21 protein-coding genes are annotated in these 20,369 nt (G+C 64.6%); 12 read left to right on the forward strand and 9 right to left on the reverse strand.

Going from position 1 to position 20,369, the window contains the following annotated elements:
• Positions 1-194: 194 nt before the first annotated feature.
• Both Q0030_RS37825 and Q0030_RS37830 read left to right on the forward strand, forming a co-directional pair.
• Positions 195-1,694 (forward strand): DUF1800 domain-containing protein, encoded by a 1,500-nt coding sequence (locus tag Q0030_RS37825; RefSeq protein ID WP_298379459.1) that lies wholly within the window; start codon positions 195-197, stop codon positions 1,692-1,694.
• Between the two features lie 15 nt (positions 1,695-1,709).
• The gene (locus Q0030_RS37830) at positions 1,710-2,903 is read left to right on the forward strand and encodes a DUF1501 domain-containing protein (protein ID WP_298379347.1); all 1,194 of its coding nucleotides are present in this window, start codon (positions 1,710-1,712) and stop codon (positions 2,901-2,903) included.
• 159 nt (positions 2,904-3,062) lie between these two features.
• On the opposite strand, the gene Q0030_RS37835 is transcribed toward Q0030_RS37830, so the two are convergent.
• Positions 3,063-3,620, reverse strand: a complete 558-nt coding sequence (locus Q0030_RS37835) for a DinB family protein (RefSeq protein ID WP_298379352.1) — start codon at positions 3,618-3,620, stop codon at positions 3,063-3,065.
• An 84-nt stretch (positions 3,621-3,704) separates the two neighbouring features.
• Between Q0030_RS37835 and Q0030_RS37840 the strand changes: the two genes are divergently transcribed.
• Complete coding sequence (locus tag Q0030_RS37840) at positions 3,705-4,550, forward strand: LysR substrate-binding domain-containing protein (RefSeq protein ID WP_298379355.1); 846 nt, start codon at positions 3,705-3,707, stop codon at positions 4,548-4,550.
• Positions 4,551-4,629: 79 nt separating this feature from the next.
• On the opposite strand, the gene pip is transcribed toward Q0030_RS37840, so the two are convergent.
• The 6 genes from pip to pqqA form a co-directional block, all read right to left on the reverse strand.
• A complete protein-coding gene (gene pip, locus Q0030_RS37845) occupies positions 4,630-5,607 on the reverse strand; it encodes a prolyl aminopeptidase (RefSeq protein ID WP_298379358.1) in 978 nt (325 codons plus the stop codon).
• Entirely contained in the window at positions 5,597-6,817 is a 1,221-nt protein-coding gene (pqqE, locus tag Q0030_RS37850; RefSeq protein WP_298379361.1) for a pyrroloquinoline quinone biosynthesis protein PqqE, read from the reverse strand. The genes pip and pqqE overlap by 11 nt, the downstream gene beginning before the upstream one ends.
• Positions 6,814-7,122 (reverse strand): pyrroloquinoline quinone biosynthesis peptide chaperone PqqD, encoded by a 309-nt coding sequence (gene pqqD, locus Q0030_RS37855; RefSeq protein WP_298379365.1) that lies wholly within the window; start codon positions 7,120-7,122, stop codon positions 6,814-6,816. Before pqqD ends, pqqE begins: the two co-directional genes overlap by 4 nt.
• A gap of 9 nt (positions 7,123-7,131) precedes the next feature.
• Positions 7,132-7,887, reverse strand: a complete 756-nt coding sequence (pqqC, locus tag Q0030_RS37860; RefSeq protein ID WP_298379461.1) for a pyrroloquinoline-quinone synthase PqqC — start codon at positions 7,885-7,887, stop codon at positions 7,132-7,134.
• Between the two features lie 20 nt (positions 7,888-7,907).
• Positions 7,908-8,837, reverse strand: a complete 930-nt coding sequence (pqqB, locus tag Q0030_RS37865; protein ID WP_298379368.1) for a pyrroloquinoline quinone biosynthesis protein PqqB — start codon at positions 8,835-8,837, stop codon at positions 7,908-7,910.
• A 172-nt stretch (positions 8,838-9,009) separates the two neighbouring features.
• Complete coding sequence (gene pqqA / locus Q0030_RS37870) at positions 9,010-9,090, reverse strand: pyrroloquinoline quinone precursor peptide PqqA (RefSeq protein ID WP_035635412.1); 81 nt, start codon at positions 9,088-9,090, stop codon at positions 9,010-9,012.
• A gap of 325 nt (positions 9,091-9,415) precedes the next feature.
• Between pqqA and Q0030_RS37875 the strand changes: the two genes are divergently transcribed.
• From Q0030_RS37875 to Q0030_RS37910, 8 genes are all read left to right on the forward strand, one after another.
• A complete protein-coding gene (locus Q0030_RS37875) occupies positions 9,416-9,673 on the forward strand; it encodes a hypothetical protein (protein ID WP_298379370.1) in 258 nt (85 codons plus the stop codon).
• Between the two features lie 184 nt (positions 9,674-9,857).
• Positions 9,858-11,132, forward strand: coding sequence for a PQQ-dependent sugar dehydrogenase (locus tag Q0030_RS37880; protein WP_298379373.1), 1,275 nt, complete (start codon positions 9,858-9,860; stop codon positions 11,130-11,132).
• Positions 11,133-11,287: 155 nt separating this feature from the next.
• A complete protein-coding gene (locus Q0030_RS37885; RefSeq protein ID WP_298379376.1) occupies positions 11,288-11,857 on the forward strand; it encodes a c-type cytochrome in 570 nt (189 codons plus the stop codon).
• A gap of 73 nt (positions 11,858-11,930) precedes the next feature.
• Positions 11,931-13,322 carry an amidase family protein gene (locus Q0030_RS37890; protein ID WP_298379380.1) on the forward strand — a complete coding sequence of 464 codons (1,392 nt, stop codon included), beginning with the start codon at positions 11,931-11,933 and terminating at the stop codon, positions 13,320-13,322.
• A 1-nt stretch (position 13,323) separates the two neighbouring features.
• Entirely contained in the window at positions 13,324-13,800 is a 477-nt protein-coding gene (locus Q0030_RS37895; RefSeq protein WP_298379383.1) for a glutathione peroxidase, read from the forward strand.
• Positions 13,797-14,057 (forward strand): DUF3297 family protein, encoded by a 261-nt coding sequence (locus tag Q0030_RS37900; RefSeq protein WP_092116110.1) that lies wholly within the window; start codon positions 13,797-13,799, stop codon positions 14,055-14,057. Before Q0030_RS37895 ends, Q0030_RS37900 begins: the two co-directional genes overlap by 4 nt.
• 137 nt (positions 14,058-14,194) lie before the next feature.
• The gene (locus Q0030_RS37905) at positions 14,195-15,364 is read left to right on the forward strand and encodes a mandelate racemase/muconate lactonizing enzyme family protein (RefSeq protein WP_298379386.1); all 1,170 of its coding nucleotides are present in this window, start codon (positions 14,195-14,197) and stop codon (positions 15,362-15,364) included.
• 165 nt (positions 15,365-15,529) lie between these two features.
• On the forward strand, positions 15,530-16,591 hold the full coding sequence (locus Q0030_RS37910) for a hypothetical protein (RefSeq protein ID WP_298379389.1): 1,062 nt from the start codon (positions 15,530-15,532) through the stop codon (positions 16,589-16,591).
• Between the two features lie 55 nt (positions 16,592-16,646).
• Here the strand turns inward: Q0030_RS37910 and Q0030_RS37915 are convergent, their stop codons facing one another.
• Together Q0030_RS37915 and Q0030_RS37920 are read right to left on the reverse strand one after the other, a co-directional pair.
• On the reverse strand, positions 16,647-18,011 hold the full coding sequence (locus tag Q0030_RS37915) for a malonyl-CoA decarboxylase (RefSeq protein ID WP_298379392.1): 1,365 nt from the start codon (positions 18,009-18,011) through the stop codon (positions 16,647-16,649).
• 158 nt (positions 18,012-18,169) lie between these two features.
• Positions 18,170-18,970 carry a helix-turn-helix transcriptional regulator gene (locus Q0030_RS37920; RefSeq protein WP_298379394.1) on the reverse strand — a complete coding sequence of 267 codons (801 nt, stop codon included), beginning with the start codon at positions 18,968-18,970 and terminating at the stop codon, positions 18,170-18,172.
• Between the two features lie 89 nt (positions 18,971-19,059).
• Here Q0030_RS37920 and Q0030_RS37925 point away from each other — a divergent pair, with 89 nt between their 5' ends.
• Entirely contained in the window at positions 19,060-20,250 is a 1,191-nt protein-coding gene (locus Q0030_RS37925) for an MFS transporter (protein WP_298379396.1), read from the forward strand.
• Positions 20,251-20,369: the final 119 nt, after the last annotated feature.

Here is a 20,369-nt window from a genome sequence, read left to right on the forward strand (position 1 = left end):
GCTGTGCAGGCGCAACGCGCAGCACCGCCGCCGCCGCGTCCGGCACCGCCGCCACGGCCCGCAGCAGCACCCCGAGCCGCGCCGGCATGCCCTCCCGGCAAATGCAAACACTGAGGGCATGACACTATGAACCGAGCAGGTCAGCGTTCATGAGCATCACGGCCAAACTCGGATCGCGGACATCAGCGAAACTGATGATCGGTACGATCGCGGGGCTGGTGGTGTTCCACCAGCCGGCGCGGGCGGCCGAACTCGCAGCGCAGGACATCGCGCTGCTCGATCGCCTGACCTGGGGCGTCAGCGCCTCGAGCGCGGCGCATCTGCGCGAGGTCGGTACTGAACGCTGGCTGCAGGAGCAACTGCATCCGGCCAACACCGCGTTGCCGGCCGCCGTCCAGAAGCAGATCGAGGCGATGCCGGACGTGCATCGCTTCCCGTTCGACATTGCCGCCTCGTTCGACCAGCAGGGCAAATCCGCCAACCAGGTCGCCGATCCGGAGCAGAAGAAGGCGGCGCAACAGGTCTATCAGCAGGCCATGAACGACCGCGCCAGGCAGGCCGCGGCCCGCACCATCCTGCACGCGCTCTACGCGCCGGATCAATTGCGCGAACGCCTGACCTGGTTCTGGTTCAACCACTTCAACGTCCACCAGTACAAGGCCAACATCCGCGTGCTGGTCGGCGACTATGAGGATCGCGCGATCCGCGCCAACGCGCTCGGCAAATTCCGCAACCTGCTGTCGGCAACGCTGCATCATCCCGTGATGCTGCGTTATCTCGACAATGCCGATAACGCGGCCGGTCACCTCAACGAGAACTACGCCCGCGAGATCATGGAACTGCACACCATGGGCGTCGGCTCCGGCTATACCCAGGCCGATGTTGAGGCGCTGGCGCGGATCCTCACCGGCGTCGGCATCGACTTCAAGTCGGAGGATCCGAAGCTGAAGCCCGAGCAGCAATCCCAGCTGGTCCGCGAGGGCGCCTTCGAGTTCAATCCGGCGCGCCACGATTTCGGCGACAAGACCTTCCTCGGCCATCAGATCAAGGGCCGCGGTCTCGCCGAGGTCGACGAGGCCCTCGACATCCTGTGCCGTCATCCCGCGACCGCGACGCACGTCGCAAAGCAGCTTGCGACCTATTTCGTGTCGGACAATCCGCCGCCTGCGCTGGTGCAGCAGATGGCGCAGACCTTCCAGAAGACCGACGGCGATATCGCCGCCGTGATGTCGACGCTGGTTCATGCGCCGGAATTCGCCGCGAGCCTGAAGGGCGGCGCCAAGTTCAAGGATCCGATGCTCTACGTGATGTCGTCGGTGCGGCTCGCCTACGACAGCAAGGTCGTCCTCAATACGCTGCCGATCCAGGGCTGGCTCAACCGCTTGTCCGAGGGCCTGTTCAATCACGAGACGCCCGACGGCTATTCGATGCTGTCGGCGGCCTGGAACGGTCCCGGCCAGATGATGCTGCGTTTCGAGATCGCGCGCGCGATCGGCTCGGGATCGGCCGGGCTGTTCAAGCCGAACGAGCCCAACGCTGTCGACCAGCCGGCGTTTCCGCTCGTCATGAACGGACTCTATTTCAGCAACATCAGGCAGACGTTGAGCCCGACCACGCTCGCCGCGCTCGACCAGGCCGTCTCGCCGCAGGACTGGAATACGCTGTTTCTGTCGTCACCCGAGTTCATGCACTGAAAGGGAGGTTCGCCAATGAACCGCCGTGAACTGATCAAGGCCTTCGCCGCTTCCGCTTCGCTCACCCTTGCCGGCCGGGTCTGGGCTGCGCCCGCGACCGACGCGCGGCTGCTCGTCGTGTTCCTGCGCGGCGCCTACGACGCTGCTAATGTGGTGGTGCCCGTCGGCAGTGAGTTCTACTACGCCTCGCGCCCGACGCTTGCGGTCGCGCGGCCCGATGCCGGCAATCCGAATGCGGCACTGTCGCTCGACGCCGGATGGGGGCTGCATCCGGCATTGCGCGATTCGATCTATCCGCTGTGGGCCAAGCGCGAGATCGCTTTCGTTCCGTTTGCCGGCACCAGCGATGATCTCTCGCGCAGCCATTTCGAGACCCAGGACACGATCGAGCTCGGGCAGGCGGTCGGCGGCAGCCGCGACTACCGTTCCGGCTTCATGAGCCGGCTGGCGACCGAGCTGACGCGGGTGAAGCCGATCTCCTTCACCGACCAGCTGCCGCTGATCTTCCGCGGCCAGAACCAGATCCCGAACATCGGCATCGCCAGCGTCAGCAAGCCGGGTGTCGACGACCGCCAGGCGCGGCTGATCAGGGAGATGTATGCGAAGGGCGATCTCGCCAATTCGGTGTCGGAAGGCTTTCGGGTCCGCGACGACGTCTACAAGTCGGTCTCCGAGGAGATGATGGCGGCCAACCGTGGCGCCGTGTCGCCGCGCGGCTTCGAGCTGTCGGCGCGGCGGATCGGCCGGCTGATGCGCGAGCAGTTCAACCTCGGCTTCGTCGACGTCGGCGGCTGGGACACCCACGTCAACCAGGGCGCGGCGACCGGCTATCTCGCCGACCGCCTCGGCGAACTGGGAAGGGGCCTCGCCGGCTTCTCGGAGGAGATCGGGCCCGCGATGTGGCGCGACACCGTCGTGGTCGTGATCTCCGAGTTCGGCCGCACCTTTCGCGAGAACGGCGATCGCGGCACCGACCACGGCCATGGCAGCGTCTACTGGGTGATGGGCGGCGGCATCAACGGCGGACGCATGGCCGGCGAGCAGGTCCAGGTCGCACAGGCGACGCTGTTCCAGAACCGCGATTTTCCGGTTCTGACCGACTACAAGGCATTCTTCGCCGGCCTGATCCAGCACGTCTACGGCCTGCAGCAGTCCAGCCTCGAACGCATCTTCACCGGCATCAAGCCGAAGGATCTGAACCTGGTTTGAGTGGGCACCGCCAAAATATCGAAAACAACCCCATGCAAAGTAGCCAGTTGCCGGTATTCGGCACGGCAACTTGACTCGTCGGGCAACTCAGCGGTATTCTTCTATTATTCAGAAATAGTGCAATGGCGGCCGCGTGACCAGCGAAGGTCCATCGCTGTGCTAGCCGTGCGATGGCATTTGAGGGGAGCTCGAAAGCGGACCTTCGAAGATAGGCGGCGCCGGCGCGCCGCGCTGAAACGCGAGAAGGTCGAGCGACGGTGGTTCCTTGCCGGTCAGGATCGATACGCAAGCGTGGGCCTGGCCTCGATGGTGCGTCTGATGATTGAACAGATGCTGGAGGATGTCGGCGATCCGCTGTTCCTGCGGTTGCCCGCTCGTCGTTCTATAGGCATGAACGCGATTCAACTCCGCTTCCTCGTAAGCTGAGACAACCGTCACGATCCGCTTGTCCTCCTCAAAGCGAGCACGGGCAAGGTCATGCCGGTCATCAAAGATGATGGCATTAAGACGATCAGGATGTTCGCCTTCGCCTGTCAGTCGACGAAGCCACAGTCGATCTGTGAGGAGTAGGTGGTTGAGCGTCCCATGAAGGCTGCCGAAGAACACACCTGTCGGCCGCCGATACGCCTCCTCGGGAAGCGCTAACGCCGCTGCGTAAATGCGAGCGTTTGCCCACCGATTATAAGCCGCGAACTGATCAAAGATGGCTTTGGTCATGAGAACCTCCGCGGGCCACCATAGTGGCTTCGCGCACGCCCATGCGTGAGATATATTCACGCTTCGCGTCGGAGCTTCAGCGATATGGACCTACCTTCGACAAGGAATTTGCAGGCCCTGGCAGCCTTGAAGAAAGCATCTTCCCTCAGCGCCGCAGCAGAGACGCTCGGAGTGACGCGTTCGGCGCTGTCGCACCGGATCGCAGAACTGGAGCGACAACTCGGTGTCGTTCTCGTCCGTCAGTCTGGCCGCTGTGCCGTGCTCACGGATGACGCGCAGTCCCTCCTGATGGTGATGGGCAACGCGCTCGACCGTATCGAGGCGGCGGTGGCGCCGCTTCGGCGGCGGCGGGGACAGTTGCGCATCAGCACCGTGGCGACCTTCGCGTCGCTGTGGCTGATCCCCCGTCTTGCGGACTGGCAGCATCAGCATCCCAACATCGAGCTGGCAATTTCCACGACGACGCGGGCGCTCGATCTTGCAGCAGAAGATATTGATTGCGCCATCCGCCATGGGCTTGGGGACTGGCAGGACCTGTCAGCCACTCTGTTGTTCCACGAAACGCTTGTGCCTGTCGCCCGCCCGGATCTGGCCGACCTTTCTATTGCAAGCACGGTCATCAGGGCGCGATCCCGCTTCACGGACTGGACACGCTGGTGGCGTGCGACCTGCAAAACAGGGGAGCCGCCGATCCGGAGCGTCGTCGTTGAGACCCGCGCCCAAGCAATGGATGCGGCTCTGGCCGGCGCCGGGGTCGCCATGATGGACGAGGCTTATGCTCGACCCCATATCGCCGCGGGTCGTCTTCGCCCACATGGCCCAGCCACAGAACTTCCCGAAGGCTACTTCCTTGTGACGGCACAAGTGGAGAAGCCACGATCACCGGCGGTCAGGCTGCTAGCAGCCTGGCTTGCGCATCAAGTCGGGTAGGTTTGGCAGCCAAGTCCTCGCCCGGTCCCCCACGCGGTGCCCTCGTTGAGTTGGACAAACGAAGGGCCGACGTCGGTTGTCATCTTGCGATCTTCGCCGCCAAATCCGCGATCGCCTTCATCACGGCGTTGCGGATGCCGGGGTCGTAGAGGATGTGGCCGGCGCCGTCGATGATGCGGACCTCGCTGCCCGGCCAGCGCGCGGCCAGCGCGTGCGAGGTGGCGGGCGGGCACAGCAGATCGTAGCGGCCCTGCACCAGGATGCCGGGAACGCCGGCGAGCTTGCCGGCCTCATCCATCAGCTGGTTCGGCCGCATGAAGCAATCGTTAGCGAAGTAATGCGCCTCCATGAACGGCGTCGAGGGCAGGGCACCTGATGCCTTGAGGTCGAGCCGTGTCTGCTTCGGCGTGTGCTCCGACAGCGTGCGTTCGGTGTCGTGCCAGGCGCGCGCGGCCGGCGCATGCACGGCCATATCAGGATCGAGGATACGGCGGTAATAGGCCGCGAGCGGCGCTGCACGCTCGTTCTCCGGCAGGAAGTTGAGGAAGTCCTCGGAGAGGCCGGGATAGAAGCGCGGCAACGCGCGCAGGAAAACGTCCTCCAACTCTTCGCTGGTGCCGAGAAACGTCGCGCGCAGTACCAGCCCTCCGACCCGCTCGGGATGGGCTTGCGCATAGGCTAGCGCCAGCGTCGCGCCCCAGGAGCCGCCGACCACCATCCAGCGCGCGAAGCCGAAGCGTTCGCGGATCTTCTCCAGGTCGGCGATCAAATGCTGCGTCGTGTTGTGGTCGCGGCTGCCCTTCGGCCGGCTGCGGCCGCAGCCGCGCTGGTCGAACAGCACGGCGTGAAAGCGTTCGGGATCGAACAGCCGGCGATGATCCGGCTGGCAGCCGCTGCCCGGGCCGCCATGCAGATAAACCGCGGGGATGCCGCTCTCGCGTCCGACGCTCTCGACGTGCAGGTTGTGCCCGTCGCCAACATCGAGCCACTCCGATGTCAGCGGAGCAAAGGGATCGGCGCGCCTGGCAGCCTTGCCGGCATCGGCATCAGGCGCCATGAGGTTTGTCCTGGTGTTCGTCCGTCTCCAGCGTGCCGCCGGCGAAGTTGCGGTAGAGGAAGCGGTTCTTGTTGCCGGCGGCTTCCTGCTCGGCCTGCTTGAAGATCTCCGCGTGCCGCGGCGACAGCGCGCAGGCCGGGTCGGTGTTGCCGGCATCGCCGGTCAGCGCAAAGGCCTGGCAGCGGCAGCCGCCGTAGTCGACCTCGCGGAATTCGCAGCTCTTGCACGGCTCCGGCATCCAGCCGGTGCCGCGATAGCGGTTGAAGGCGTCCGAGTTCTGCCAGATCCAGGCGATCGAATGGTTCGAGCGCACCGACTCGAATTCGAGCCCGGTGATGCTTTCGGCGGCGTGGCACGGCAGCACCTTGCCGGCCGGCGAGATGTTGAAGAACTGGCGGCCCCAGCCGCCCATGCATTTCTTCGGCCGCTGCGCGTAGTAATCCGGCACCACATAGTCGATCGCGAGCGTGCCCTTCAGGCGCAGTTGCGCTTCCTCCACGATGCGGCTGGTCTCCTCGATCTGCTCGATCGTCGGCATCAGCGCGGCGCGGTTCTTCAGCGCCCAGCCGTAATACTGCACGTTGGCGACTTCGAGCCGGTCGGCGTCGAGGTCGACCGCCATCTGGATGATGTCGGACAGTTGATGCAGGTTCTGCCGGTGCATCACGGCATTCACCGTGAGCGGCATGTCGAGCTCGCGCGTCCATTTCGCGACTTCGAGCTTCTTGCGATGCGCGTCCTTTAGGCCGGCAACGCGATCGGCAACCATGGGTTCATTGCCCTGGAAGCTGATCTGCACATGGCTGAGGCCGGCATCGGCCAGCGCCGACAGCTTGTCCCTGGTCAGCAGCACCGCCGAGGTGATCAGGTTGGAATACAGCCCGACATCGGTGGCGCGCTGCACCAGCTCGACGATGTCCTTGCGCGCGGTCGGCTCGCCGCCGGAGAAATGAACTTGCAGCACGCCGAGCTCGGCGAGCTCGCCCAGCACCTTCTTCCATTCCTCGGTGGTGAGCTCGGTCGAGCCGCGGTCGAGCTCGACCGGGTTCGAGCAATAGGGACATTGCAGCGGACAGCGGTGGGTGATCTCGAGCAGCACCGCGAGCGGGATGCCGTAAGTCTCAGCCGCCGAGCGCGTTTGCTCGAGCACCGCGAGCCCGTCGGTCGGGCCTGCTGTCGTTGTCTTGTTACCGGCGAGCGTGTCGCTCATGCTGTGCTCTCGCGCGCTTCGGTGAGAAAGCCCTTGTCGGCCAGATCCTGCAGCATCGCGATCACGTCGGTCGCGATCGCATCGCGTGGCGCGGCGTATTTTTCCGCGAGCTGGTCCACCATCTGGGCGACGCTGCGCACGCCGTCGCAGAGCTGCAGCACCTCGACCGCGATTTCATCCGGGGCCAGCACCCGCTCCGGCGCCAGGATCACCCAGACCTGCCGCGTCTCGTCGAATTTCAGCTTGGTATGGCGCGGCAGTTTCGGCCGGCTGGTCTCGCTGACGCTGATGTTGCGGCTGGCCATGTTACGTCTCTAGCTCGTCTTCGGCACGAAGGCGCCGGGTGGAATCTGGCCGTCGACATAGGCGTGATAGAGCGCGTCGAGTTGCACCCACAGCACGTTGGTCTTGAAGATCAGCGCGTTGCAGACCGCCTCGCGCTCGGCCGGCGTCTTGGCGTGCTGCTTGACGTAGTCGAGCGCGAAGCCGGCGTCGCGCGGCGCCTGGGTCAGGCGGCGGCTGAAATAGCTCATGATGTCGGGATTGACGAAGTCGTAGTGCTTCAGCATCCCCGAGATGCGCTCCTCGTGCAGGTTCGGCGCGAACAATTCGGTCAGCGAGGAGGCGATCGCCTCCAGCGGCGTGCGGTCGCGGCAGAAATGCACATAGGCTTCCACGGCAAAGCGCGTCGCCGGCAAGATGCCTTCGGTGGACTCGACATAGGCGGTGTCGAGGCCGAGGCCTTCGGTCAGCTTCAGCCAGCGCTCGATGCCGCCCTCGTTGCCGAGATCGCCGTCATGATCCTCGATGCGATGGCGCCATTCGATCCGTGTGTTGCGGTCGCGGAAGCGCGAGATCACCATCGCGTCCTTCAGCGGGATCGTGCTCTGGTAGTAGTAGCGGTTCAGCGCCCAGGCCTGGACCTGCCCCTTGTTGAGCTTGCCGCCGTGCAGCAGGCGATGGAACGGGTGCAGGCTGTGATAGCGCGTCGCGCCGATCGTGCGCAGCACAGATTCCATCTCCTCGGCACTGTCGAGCGTGATGCCCTTGCCGATCGAGAGCGCGGTCATTGCGTTGGTAGGCACGACATTCACAGCACGATCTCCGTTCCGTCGGAAGGAATCTGCCAGCCCGCCTGTTCGGCCGCCTTGCGTTCGGCCGAGGTCCCAAGCAGCGCCGGGTTGGAGTTGTTGATATGCAAAAACACTTTTCGTCCGATGTCGAGCCCGGCGAGGCTTGCGATCGCGCCCTGATCGCCCGACATCGCGATATGTCCCATGCCCTGGCCGGTCTTGTTGCCAAGGCCCGCCGCGATCAGCTCGTCGTCGCGCCACACCGTGCCGTCGAAGAACACCAGGGGCGCGCCCTTGAGCCGTGATTTCAGGTCGTCGGTCACCCGGGCGCAGGCGGCCAGGAAGTAGAAGTATTTGCCGCTGCGCTTGTCCGCAATACGCAGGCCGAGCGTATCGCCGACGCCGTCGGCGCCGGCCGGGTGCGCCTTGCCCTCGAGATACCAAGCGCCCTTGCCGGGAACCTCGAACGGCAACACCTCGAGCCCGGACGGCGATCCGTCGGGCAGGGCGGGCTCGAAGGCCTGGTCGACCGCGATCGGCCGGCGGGCGACGTTCTTTTCGCTCAGCACGTTGAAGATGCTGTTTGCGCGGAGGATGGCCAGCACCCGCTCATGCGCATAGATCGCAAACGGCGAGCCCTCGCGCATCGACAGCAGCCCGGCGACGGCGTCGATCTCGCCATTGGTGAGGATGACGCCCGCGATCGGGCTGTGGCGCAAGGCGCCGTGTTTCGGATGCAGCTGCGGCGTGGCGATCAGCTGTTGACGGAGATCCGGGGAAGCGTTGACCAGGAACCAATGCGCGCCGTCGCCGCTGACGGCGATCGAGGCTTGCGTGCTCTGCAATTCGGGATGCTCGCTTCGCGCCGTCCTGCAGACGGCACAGCCGCAGTTCCACTGCGGAACGCCGCCACCCGCCGCGGCACCCAGGACGACGACACGAAGCATGATCCGTCCCCTGGAGACGTTTAACTCGGACCCAAAAACGCTGACCCAATAGCTGGCCCAGAAACGTTACGAGGTGGACCCCGGCTTTGAAACACACCCCCATGCTCGGGAGCGCGTTACGCCCGGATGTCCACCTGCGCTAAAACGCTAAACGTGTATAGGGCGCTGCCGCTTACTTGCGGGTGGCGCACATATACATGTTGATTTCCATGCCGACCGACACTTCGACGATCTTCGGTGCTTTCCAGGCCATTAGGCTCTCCTTGTTGCAACCGGACGAACTTTCCGCCCTGCAGGTTAAACTACTGCGGTTCGAAAAGTTCGCCACTTAAATTTTTCGCAAGCCGCTCTGCTCAAGGACATGCTGCACTGCGAAGGGTGAATTCCGGCCAGTCACAAATTTGTGCGCGCTTTTCCAGTCAAAACCCGGTGGCATCAGACCTTTTTCCTGTTGTTCGCCACACGGCGAATGGTGATCTTGGACTAAGAGACAGGGGCCATCCGATCCTCCGAAGGTCCTGATGACGATTCTGTGCTTCCCGGTGACGGGGGGCGACTAACCGAGCCGAGTTCAGCCGATGCCACGCTATTTCTTCAATACCCGTATCGGCGACGAGCTGATCTCCGATCCCGACGGCGAAATCCTCCGGGACCCGGATCGCGCGTGGGAGATGGCGCGGGCGATGATTCGCGAACTGCTGAAGACCGAGGGTGCCGACGGTGCGCTGCTCAACGCGGTGATCGAGGTGACCGACGACGAGGGCGAGATCGTGCTGGAGTTTCCATTCACCGAGGCGATCCTCGATCGCCCGGACCACTCGATGACAAGGCACTGAGACACACCGGCACTGAGATACACCGACAGTGTCGCGTGGCCACAACCATGCGTTGGCCGATGTCAGCATGTTTCTGATTGCAATTGTCCGGACAAATTCGCAAGACTATGAACGGAAAGCCTGATAGCGCCGGTCGACCTCAATGGCGCAATGAACAAACGGCTTCCACCCAAGGGAGATCATCATGAAAAAACACTCATTCGCACCGCGCAGCCTGCTGCTTGCGGGGGCCATGCTGGGAGCGTTCACGCTCTCCGCTGCGGCGCAACAGCCGGCGGTCGCGCCCGCCGCAGGTGCCGCGCCGGCCGCGCAGCCGCTGCCGCCGGGCTCGCCCATGATCGGGCGTCCGGACAATGAAGCCGCCGCCAAGCTCGCGCCGGTGGCACCCCCGCCGCTGCCGTCCGCGCCCGACAAGCTGCCGCTCGCCAAGCTCAAGGTACCGGCCGGCTTCAATGTCGAGGTCTATGCCGCCGGCATGGCCAATGCGCGTTCGCTGGCGCTCGGCGACAAGGGCACCGTGTTCGTCGGCAGTCGGCTCGTCGATAAGGTCTATGCGATCGTCAACAAGGACGGCAAACGCTCGGTCAAGGTGATCGCCTCCGGCCTCTACCGTCCGAACGGCGTCGCCTTCAAGAACGGCACGCTCTACATCGCCGAGCTGTCGCAGGTCTCCAAGATCGACAAGATCGAGGACAATCTGGACAACCCGCCGAAGCCGACCGTCATCTACGACAAGCTGCCGAAGGACGAGGCGCATGGCTGGAAGTTCATCGCCATCGGCCCGGACAACAAGCTCTATGTCCCGGTCGGCCAGCCCGGCAACAACGTGCTGCATGACGCCGATCACGGTCAGATCCGCCGCATGAATCTCGACGGCTCCGGCGCCGAGGTCTACGCGCTCGGCGTGCGCAACTCGGTCGGCTTCGACTGGAATCCCGAGACCAAGCAGATGTATTTCACCGACAACGGCCGCGACTGGCTGTCGGAGACGGTGCCGGAGGACGAGCTCAACCGCGTCACCAAGGCGGGCGAGGATTTCGGCGCGCCTTACTGCTACCAGGGCAACATCATCGACCAGGAGCTCGGCTGGGGCAAGGACTGCAAGGACTACACGCCGCCGGTCGGCCTGATGGGCCCGCATACCGCATCGCTCGGCATGCGCTTCTACACCGGCAGCATGTTCCCGAAGGCCTACAAGAACGTGATCTTCGTCGCGCGTCACGGCTCCTGGAACAAGTCGCAGAAGCAGGGCGGTGACGTCGTCGTCGTCAAGCTGAACAAGGACGGCACCGTGAAGTCGGTCGAGCCGTTCATGACCGGCTTCCTCGAGGACAACAAGTATGTCGGCCGCCCGGTCGACGTGATGCTGCTGAAGGACGGCTCGCTGCTGGTCTCCGACGACTGGAACGGCGCGGTCTATCGCATCAGCTACGGCAAGCCGAAGGTCGCCAACCAGTAAGCTGATGTAGCTCAGTCACCGTCATTGCGAGCGAAGCGAAGCAATCCATTCTGCCCCTTGTGGCGATATGGATTGCTTCGTCGCTCCAGCGCAAAATTGCTTCGCAATTTTGTCGCGAGCATCCTCGCAATGACACTACATGCCCGGAGCGGCCAATGCACAAGACCATCATCGCCACCCTGGCAGTTGCTTCCATCGCATTCTCCGCAAACGCCGAGACCATCCAGGAGCGCACGGTCGCGTGCTTTGCCTGTCATGGCGAGCACGGCACGTCGGAAACCGAGAACACGCCCTCGCTCGGCGGCCAGCAGGCGCCCTATGCGCTGATCCAGCTGTTCATGTTTCGCGAGAAGCTCAGGGTATTCGACCCGATGAACGAGATGGCGAAACCGATGACCGACGACGATCTGCGCACCTTCTCCGATTTCATCGCCACCTTGCCGAAGCCTGCGCCGCCCGTGGAGGCCGGCGATCCGGCACGGATGGCGCGCGGCCAGGCGCTGGCGCAGCAGAACCGCTGCAACAGCTGCCACAACACCGATTTTTCCGGCAAGGACAACGTCCCCCGCATCGCCAACCAGCGCGAGGACTACCTCGCCAAGACGCTGGCCGAATACAAGGACAACAGCCGCCACGGCTACGACGCCACCATGGCCGACGTGATGCAGACGGTCACCAAGGAGCGGATCGGCGACCTTGCCTATTACATCGCGCATGTCCGCTGAAACATCGGGCGGCGGACGTCTGGTCTTGGCCTTCGTGCGGCGCTAAAACGCGTCCGTCACACGGAGTGTTCTTATGCAGGATCTTTGGCGTCTGTCGGCGGCTGAACTCGCCTCCCTCATCAAATCCAAGAAGGTGTCGGCGAAGGAGGCGGCCGAGGCCGGGCTCGCCCGGCTCGACGCGGTCAACCCCAAGATCAACGCGGTGGTCGATCACCGGCCCGACGACGTGCTGGCACAGGCAGCCAAGATCGATGCGGCCATTGCGCGCGGTGAGGCGGTCGGGCCGCTCGCCGGCGTGCCTGTCACGATCAAGGTCAATGTCGACCAGGAAGGCTACGCCACCACCAATGGGCTGAAGGCGCAGCGCGACCTCATCGCCAAGGTCGACAATCCCGTGGTCGCCAATCTGCGCAAGGCCGGCGCGGTGCTGCTCGGCCGCACCAATTGTCCGGCGGTGTCCTATCGCTGGTTCACCACCAATCTCATTCACGGCGACACCAAGAACCCGCGCGATCCCGGCATCACGCCGGGCGGCTCGTCGGGCGGCGCGGGCTCCGCGGTCGCGGCCGGCATCGGCCACATTGCGCACGGCACCGATATCGCGGGCTCGGTCCGCTATCCGGCCTATGCCTGTGGCGTGCACGGGCTGCGGCCGAGCATGGGCCGCATCCCCGCCTTCAACTCGGCATTGCCGGAGCGTCCGATCGGCCCGCAGATCAGCGCGGTGTCGGGCCCGCTGGCGCGCACCGTCAACGATCTGCGCATCTCGCTCGCGGCGATGTCGGCGCCGGACTATCGCGATCCCTGGTACGCGCCGGTGCCGCTCGAGGGACCGCCGCGCGAGAAGCGCGTTGCGATGTGCCTCAATCCCGATGGCCTCAACCCGGTCCCGGAAGTCGTCGCCGCGGTGGCCGATGCCGGCAAGCGGTTGCGTGAGGCCGGCTGGATCGTCGAGGAGATCGCCGACACGCCGTCCCTGCGCGAGGCGGCCGAGATCCAGACCCGGCTCTGGCTCGGTGACGGCTACGAGGCCCAGCTTGCGTTCGCGGAACGCGAGGGCGATCCCGGCGCGCTGGCTTGCCTGCGCGGCGTCCGCTCAAAAGTGCATCCGTTCGACCTGTCGCAGGCGCTGACCCGCCGGGCGACCTTAACCCGCGAATGGTTTGCCTTCCTCGACAAATATCCGGTGCTGCTGATGCCGGTCTCCGGCGAGCTGCCGTTCCCCGATCATCTCGACTGCAAGGACGAGGCGTCGTTCGCGCGGGTGTGGCACGCGCAGCTGCCGCAGATCGCGATCCCCTTCATGGGCCTTCCCGGGCTTGTCGTCTCCACGGGGCTCGTCGGGCGGATTCCGGTCGGCGTGCAGCTGGTCGCCGGCCGTTACCGCGAGGACCTCTGCCTTGCCGCGGGTGAGGCGGTCGAGGCCGGCGGCACGCCGTCGTCGCCGATCGATCCGGTGATCTAAAATGACAACCGTCTACGATTTCACCGCAAAGTCGCTCACCGGCGACGAGGTGCCGCTGCAGCGGTTCGAGGGGCAGGTGCTGCTGATCGTGAACACGGCGAGCGCCTGCGGGTTCACGCCGCAGTACAAGGGCCTGCAGGAGCTGCACGCGGGATTGTCGGCGCGCGGCTTTGCCGTGCTGGGCTTTCCCTGCAACCAGTTCGGCGCGCAGGAGCCGGGCGATGCGAAGCAGATCGCCGCGTTCTGCGAGACCAACTACGCCGTGACGTTTCCGATGTTCGCCAAGATCGACGTCAATGGCTCAGGTGCGCATCCATTGTACGAGCATCTGAAACGTGAGAAGTCGGGCCTGCTCGGGCCGGCGATCAAGTGGAACTTCACCAAGTTCCTGGTCGATCGCGCCGGCAAGGTCGTGGCGCGGCATGCGCCGACCGCCCGGCCCGAAGGATTGAAGAAGGAAATCGAGGCGCTGCTATGAGCGACGACACCAACGACCAATTTCCCGACCGCCTCTCGGTCGATCCGAACAGCCCGTATTACAACGCGGAGATTCTTTCGCGTGATGTTGGCATCCGGTTCAAGGGCGCCGAGAAGACCAATGTCGAGGAGTACTGCATCAGCGAAGGCTGGGTGCGGGTGACCGCCGGCAATGCCAAGGACCGTTACGGCAATCCGCTGACCATCAAGGTGCACGGGCCGGTCGAGCCGTATTTCAGGGATAAGGCGAAGTCCTGAGGCGCTTCCTCCACCGTCATTGCGAGCGAAGCGAAGCAATCCATTCCTCCGCTTGTTGAGAAATGGATTGCTTCGTCGCTTCGCTCCTCGCAATGACGTGAGGAGAGAAGCGGGCACGCAACATAGAAAGCAGCATCATGTCCGTCCGCATCGTCGACGTCCGCGAGGTGACAAAGCCGATCTCCTCGCCGATCCGCAACGCCTATATCGACTTCACCAGGATGACCACGAGCCTGGTCGCCGTGGTCACCGATGTCGTGCGCGACGGCAGGCGGGTGGTCGGCTACGGCTTCAATTCCAACGGCCGTTACGGGCAGGGCGGGCTGATCCGGGAGCGCTTTGCGCCGCGGCTGCTCGAGGCCGATCCGAAATCGCTGCTCGATAGCTCCGGCACCAACCTCGATCCGGACAAGGTCTGGTCGACGCTGATGTCGAACGAGAAGCCGGGCGGCCATGGCGAGCGTTCGGTCGCGGTCGGCACCATCGACATGGCGGTGTGGGACGCGGTGGCGAAGATCGCTGGCAAGCCGCTGTTCCGGCTGCTTGCCGAGCGTCACGGGCTATCAGCCAATCCGCGCGTCTTCGTCTATGCCGCCGGCGGCTATTACTATCCGGGCAAGGACCTCGGGAGCTTACGCAAGGAGATGCGCGGCTATCTCGACCGCGGCTACAACGTCGTGAAGATGAAGATCGGCGGCGCGCCGCTCGCCGAGGACCGCGAGCGCATTGAGGCGGTGCTGAAGGAGATCGGCAGCGAGGCGCAACTCGCGGTCGATGCCAATGGCCGTTTCGATCTGGAGACCGCGATCGCCTACGCCAAGATGCTGCGGGAGTATCCGCTGTTCTGGTACGAGGAAGCCGGCGATCCGCTCGACTACGCGTTGCAGGCGGCGCTGGCCGAGTTCTATCCGGCGGCGATGGCGACCGGCGAGAACCTGTTCAGCCATCAGGATGCGCGCAACCTGATCCGCTACGGCGGCATGCGGCCGGACCGCGACTGGCTGCAATTCGACTGCGCGCTGTCCTACGGGCTCTGCGAATATCAGCGCACGCTCGAGGTGCTGAAGACCCACGGCTGGTCGCCGAGCCGCTGCATCCCGCATGGCGGCCACCAGATGTCGCTCAACATCGCGGCCGGCCTCGGCCTCGGCGGCAATGAGAGCTATCCCGACCTGTTCCAACCCTATGGCGGGTTCCCGGACGGGGTGCGCGTCGAGGGCGGCCATATCGTCATGCCCGATCTCCCCGGCATCGGCTTCGAGGGCAAGTCGGATCTCTACAAGGAAATGAAGGCGCTGGCTGATTAGTCGGTGCTCATCCGGCCAGCCGGGAAGGCTCGCGTCCGCTTGCAAAACAAATTGAGCGTCGCTCAATGAAATATTGAACGTTGCTCACGTTCCGATATACTCAGGAGAGACGCCTCTTTCCGGATCACCGGGGAGGCGCCGGAACCGGGCCATCAGGACAGCCGCATGCCATATTCAGCGAAGAATCTCCGGGACGCTGCCGATGCCGGCGTGATCAGCGCGGCTGATCTGGACCGGCTGCTCGCCTTCCTCGCGAGCCATGACGGGCAGGGTGCGGCCGGCGAGGCAAGCCCGCCGGCCAGGTTCGATGCCGCCCATGTGCTCTGGTACGCCGGCGCGCTGATCGTGATCGGCGCCATGGGCCTGTTCTCGACCCTGGCGTTCACCCAGATGGGCGGGCGGGCGCTGACCGCCTGCGCGGTCGCCTACGCCACCGCTTTCGCCGTGGCCGGTCACCATCTCTGGTACGGCAAGAATCTGCGGGTTCCCGGCGGCTTGCTGGTCGCGATCGCGGTCTCGATGGCGCCGCTCGCGGTCTATGGCATCCAGGACGAGCTCGGCTGGTGGGGCAAGTTCGGCAAGCCCGGAACCGTGCAGGACTTCTACGTCTGGGTGAAGGGCAGCTGGATCTTCATGGAGATCGCGACCGTCGCCGCCGGCCTCGTCGCGCTGCGCTACTTCCGCTTCGCCTTCATCGTCGCGATCATCGCGTTTGCGCTGTGGTTCATGTCGATGGATCTGGCGCCGTGGTTCAGCGGCACGAATTATGCCGACTTCGAGACGCGGCGCCGGGTGTCGGTGTGGTTCGGATTGGCCGTCCTCGCGGTGGCCTGGATCGTGGACTATCGCAGCCGCAATGGTGACTTTGCGTTCTGGCTGCATCTGTTCGGCCTGATGGCATTCTGGGGCGGAATCACCGCGTCCGAAGGGTCAACCGAACTCTCGAAAGCGGTCTATTGCCTGCTCAACGTCGGTCTCGTCGCGGTTGCTGTGATCCTGATGCGGCGCGCCTATGCGGTGTTCGGCGCGTTCGGCATCTGCCTCTACCTCGGACATCTCGCCGACGTCGTCTTCAAGGACTCGCTGTGGTTTCCGTTCTCGCTGTCGCTGATCGGAATTGCCGTGATCGCCGCCGGCCTGCTCTACCATCGCAACGAGCGTGCGATCGCCGCCTGGCTCGAGGCGCATCTGCCGGCGGGGCTGCGGCCGCGATCCGCAACGGCATGAGGCTCGCGACAAGCCCAGGCCTCATGACGGCTGTGATCGTGCTCTCGCTTGTCGCCTACGACAGCCGCATGTCCAGCAGCCGCCGGCCTTCGCCCTTCAACAGCTTCTTCACCGCGCTCGAGGCGATCACCTCGCCATTGTTGGCATAGGCCTCGTGGTTCTTCTCGATGTCGTCGAGGCGGTAGAGGTAGTTGACCATGACGCCGGCGGATTCGCGCAGGCCCTTGGGCGAGAGGTCGCCCAGCCAATTGATCCGCTCCAGCCGGGCGCCGTTGCCGAGATGGAAGCGGGCGACCGAATCGATCAGCCGGCCCTTCGGCGTGCGCGCCTTCAGGAAGTAATAGGCAGCGAGCGGCTCCAGCACGGCGCGCAGCTGCGTGGCGAGCTCGGCGTTCTCGAACCAGTCGGGCTTGCCGAGGCTTTCCAGCAGCTGACGGTCCTCGTCTGACAGCGGCACGTCATCGGCCTGCTTCACCCACTGCATGAAGCCCGGCACCGGCGACAGCGTCACGAAATTGTCGAGCTTGGGCAATTCGCGGCGCAGCTCCTCGACCACCTGCTTGATCAAGAAGCTGCCGAACGAAATCCCACCCAAACCGCGCTGGGTGTTGGAGATCGAATAGAACACCGCGGTGCGGGCGCGCTCGACCGGCACAGGCTCGCGCTCTTCCGCAAGCAGCGGCGCGATCGCGCCCGGAATGGCCTCGGTCAGCGCGACCTCGACGAAGATCAGCGGCTCGTCGGCCAGCGCCGGATGGAAGAAGGCGTAGCAGCGGCGATCCACCGGATCGATGCGGCGGCGCAGATCGTCCCAGTCGCGGATCTCGTGCACGGCCTCATAGCGGATGATCTTCTCCAGAATATTGGCCGGCGACGACCAGTCTATCCTGCGCAGCACGAGGAATCCCCTGTTGAACCAGGACGAGAGCAGATGCACCACGTCGCGGTCGAGCGCGGCGAGGTCCTTGTTGCCCTTCATCAATGAAAGCAGATCCGAGCGGATCGACACCAGCTCGCCGGTGCCGCCCGGCGCGCGATTGAGCCGGCGGATCAATTCCTGGCGGCGCGGCTCGGAGGCGAAATGCAGATCGCTGGCGTCGCCGCCACCGGCCTTGTCATTCGCCTTGGCGCGCCAGCTCTCGATCGCCTGCGCCAGCTTGGCGTGATCGGGGCCGAAATCGCGGGCCAGCGTCTGGAAGAACGACAGGCGGCCGGCGGCATCGAGGTGGTGGTAGCGGTCGAGCACTTCACGCGCCATCGCCGTGCCGGAGGCTTCGCCGCGGCCGGACAGCAGCGCCTCGCACAATTCCAGGAGTTCGGACGCATCCTGCTTGTCGTCGGCCGGGCTGGCACGGCCGAGCAGGACGCGGCCGCGTTCGGAAATCGTCGAGAGCAGATCGGAAAAGAAGGCGTTGGCCATGGGCAGTTCGTATCCAGCGGGTCGTATTCAGTGAAGCCGGACCTTACACGGGATTTAAGGTCGGGAGGACTGCAATCAAGCGCATGGATCGTACGGAAATATGTCGCAGGACGACAACGGTATAATTCGTAATCGCTGCGGCCGGTGACAAACCGCGTTCACGTTTTCTCCGCGAACGCGGTCGGTGTCTTGCCGGTGACCTGGCGGAACGCATGGGAGAATGCCGGCACGCTTGCATATCCGAGGTCGGAGGCGACCTGCTTGACCGAAACGTTCGCGTTGGTCGACAGGCGTTCGATCGCGGCGGCGATGCGGGCGCGCTGGCACCAGCTCTTGAACGACAGCTGCGTCTCCGCCGAGAACAGCCGCGATAGCGTCCGCGCCGAGGTGCCGACCGTGCGCGCCAGCGCATCGATCTCGTGGTCCTTGGTCGGATCGGCCAGCACGATGTCGGCGGCGCGGCGGCAGCGCGGCTCTTGGGGCAGCGGGATGAAGGTCGCGGAATCCTCGGCCTGGTGCAATTCCAGCATCACGAGCCTGATCAGGAGGTCGGTGCGCTCGCGTCCGCATGAGCGGTCGAACAGTGCGAGGATCGCCTGGTGCACCAGCGGCGACACCCGCACCACGAATTCATGGCTGAGACTGTCGCTGCGCTTCTCGCGCGCGAGCCAGGCCCGGTCGAAATACAGCGTGCGCATCTCGATATCGGCGAGCACGTCGATCGCGTGGGGAAGCAAAGCAGGGACCCACACCGCGCGGTCCGGCGGCACCAGCCAGCGGCCCTTCGGCGTCGTCACCTGCATGGTGCCGCTGGCGGCATAGACCAGTTGCGCCTCGCGGTGCATGTGCGGGTCGAGCCGAACGCCCTTTAGGTAGCTGCGCGCGACCATGTGCACGCCGTCGCCGGTGACGCGCCGGTCCTTGTGGAGGGCTCTTATTGGCGGCTCAGCGATAGTCATTGGCGACATCCCGTCAGGACAAGCACCTATAACCTATTTTCGAGCAATGGAAGAATCGCGTGAGAGACGTGCCAGTGAAAGATCTGCCCATGAGCAGCCCAACGAACAATCCAAGCCGGGTGATCAGCTTCGTCAACGCCGGCCATTTCATCGACCATTATGCGATGCTGATTTTCGCGGCTGCCGTCATCATCATGGGCCCGGCGCTCGGCATGGCCTATTCGGAACTGCTGCCCTATGCGACGCCGGGCTTCATCGCCTTCGGCGCCGGCTCACTGATCACGGGCTGGCTCGGCGATCGCTGGAGCCGCCGCCACATGATGGTGATCTTCTTCGTCGGCATCGGCCTGTCGATGATCTCGGTCGGCTTCGTGCAGACGCCGCTGCAACTCGGCGCAGCGCTGCTCGCGATCGGCATCTTCGCCTCGATCTACCATCCGGTCGGCACCGCGATGATCGTGTCCTATGCCGAGAAGCTCGGCGCCCAGATGGGGATCAACGGCGTCTGGGGCAATCTCGGCGTCGCCTCGTCGGCGCTGGTCACCGGCGTGATCGGCCAGTATCTCGGCTGGCGCTGGGCCTTCATCGTGCCGGGTACGGTCACCGTGCTGGTCGGCATCGCCTTTGCAACGACGGTGGTGCACGAGGACCGCAAGGGCTCCAGGCAGGCGGCAGCCCAGGTGCGGGTCGCCAAGGAAGACATGTGGCGCGTGGTGCTGTCGCTGCTGATCGTGGTGATCGCGATCTCGACCACGTTCAACGCGGTGACGGTGGCGCTGCCGAAACTGTTCGCCGAACGGCTCGCCGATCTGACCAGGAGCCCGGCGCTGCTCGGCGTGATCGCCGCCGGGGTCTATGTGTTCGGCGCGATGACGCAGTACACCATCGGCAAGTTGCTCGACAAACATTCGCTGAAGACGGTGGCGCTGCCGCTGTCGTTCATGCTGACGCCGTTCCTCTATCTGGCGGCGAGCCTGTCCAACCTGCCGCTGATCGTGGTCTCGATCGGCATCGTGATGGGCGCGTTCGGCCAGGTGACGGTGAACGATGCCATGGTCGGCAAGTACACGACAGAGGAATGGCGCTCGCGCGCCTATGCGGTGCGCTATTTCGTCGGCTTCACCGCGGCGGGCGCCTCGGTCGGCCTGGTGGCCTGGCTGTATGACCAGGGCGGCTTCTCGATGATGCTGCGCGCCTTCGCGGCGCTGTGCCTGCTGGCGATTGCAGCCGCGATCATCCTGCCGCGCGAGATCCGGACGCCAGCCACGCAGGTGGGTTGACGTGCTGGCGGTTTGCTGCACCATTCAAGCTGAAACAAGCCCCAAGCGCCATCCACCACCAGCAGATGGCGCTTTTCCGCGCACCGCACCATTGCGTCCGTAAACTTTGTCCGGACCCG

Source organism: uncultured Bradyrhizobium sp. (assembly GCF_947648125.1).
GTDB lineage: Bacteria > Pseudomonadota > Alphaproteobacteria > Rhizobiales > Xanthobacteraceae > Bradyrhizobium.